This window comes from Streptomyces anulatus (genome assembly GCF_000721175.1).
Taxonomy (GTDB): domain Bacteria; phylum Actinomycetota; class Actinomycetes; order Streptomycetales; family Streptomycetaceae; genus Streptomyces; species Streptomyces anulatus_C.
Map to the genome: position 1 here is coordinate 1 of NZ_JOEZ01000094.1, position 1,690 is coordinate 1,690.

At 70.1% G+C, this 1,690-nt stretch carries 1 protein-coding gene; it reads left to right on the top strand.

The window, feature by feature from the left end:
* Positions 1-124: 124 nt before the first annotated feature.
* Positions 125-1,531, top strand: coding sequence for an IS1380 family transposase (locus tag IG90_RS0138615; RefSeq protein WP_030595985.1), 1,407 nt, complete (start codon positions 125-127; stop codon positions 1,529-1,531).
* Positions 1,532-1,690: the final 159 nt, after the last annotated feature.

Consider the following 1,690-nt stretch of genomic DNA (forward strand, 5'->3'; position numbering starts at 1 on the left):
TAGCCTGCGCGTTTCATCTGGGGTTGCGTCCGGATCATGATCGGAAAAGCGAAAGTGCCTTCTGAGCTGCAACGATGAGGCTTGTCTAGGGTCTCGATCGTTCCAGCGGGAAGGCACTTTCTGCGTGCACACTACCCGGTCACGCCCCAAGCTCGTCGTCAGCGCCGACGGGCACGGGGTGGTCAGCCATGCCGGCTCGCGTCTACTTGCGGATCTGGCCGACGCCACCGGACTGACCAGCGCTTTCTCCGACGCTCTGTGCCGACTGCGACCTCGTGGCACCGGGCACGACCCCGGCCGCGTCGCGGTGGACCTCGCGGTGATGCTCGCCGACGGCGGTGAGGCGATCGCCGACCTGGCCGTGCTGCGCGACCAGCGCGACGTGTTCGGCCCCGTGGCCTCCACTCCGACCGCCTGGCGGGTACTGGCAGGCATCGACACCGCGACTCTGAACGCCCTGCGGGCAGCTCGGGCCAGGGCCCGCGAGGTTGTCTGGCTGCAAGCAGACGAGACTGGACACGCCATACTCGCCTCGCAGGCCGGAGGCCGTGAACTGCCCGGCCTGGTCCTGGACATCGACGCCACCCTGGTCACCTGCCACTCCGAGAAGGAACAGGCCGCCGCCACCTACAAACGCGGCTTCGGCTACCACCCACTGCTCTGCTTCCTGGACAACACCGGCGAGGCCCTGGCAGGTCTCCTGCGACCGGGCAACGCCGGAGCGAACACCGCAGCCGACCACATCACCGTCCTCGAACAGGCCCTCGCGCAGATCCCCGACGCTCACCGCCACGGCACCCCAGTCCTCATCCGCGCCGACAGCGCGGGCAGCGCCAAAGCCTTCCTCGCTCACATCCGGGCCCTGCGGGAACGCGGGATCCACACCTTCTTCTCCGTCGGGTATCCCGTCACCGAGCCGGTCCGTCGCGCGATCCGGGCCCTGCCCGAGCACGTCTGGCACCCCGCGCTGGAACAAGACGGTGCCTTGCGCGCCAGTGCCGAGGTCGCCGAGCTGACCGGCCTGGTCGACCTCGCCGGATACCCGGACGGCACCCGCATCATCGTCCGCCGCGAGCGTCCCCACCCCGGCGCCCAGCTGTCCCTCTTCGACCAGGACGAAGGCATGCGCCACCAGGTCTTCCTCACCGACTCGCCCGTCGCAGGCAGCGGCCCGGTCCAGCACCTGGAGGTCCGCCACCGTGCCCACGCCCGGGTCGAGGACCACATCCGCTGCGGCAAGGCCACCGGCTTCGGCCGCTTCCCCTCCCGCCACTTCGCGATCAACCAGGTCTGGCTGGAGCTGTCCCTGACCGCGGCCGACCTGCTGGCCTGGACGCGAACCCTGCTGCTGGACGGCGAGTTGGCCACCGCCGAGCCCAAGAAGCTCCGCTACCGGCTCCTGCACGCCGCAGCCCGGATCACACGCGGAGCCCGTCGCCTACGGCTACGGATCGCCACTACCTGGCCCTGGCGCCACGAGCTGACCGCCACGTTCAGCCGCCTCGTCGCACTGCCCCGACCGGCCACGTGACAGACAAGACCGCCACTGACCACCCACGACCCGAGGACCCAGGAGCACCCGGCCATCGCGCCGGGCCTGCGGCATGCCCACCATCCAACAGCAGCCCCACGACCTCCGGCACGGGCGTTCACCCAGCTCAGCCGCCCCGAACCGAAACACGGAGGCTAG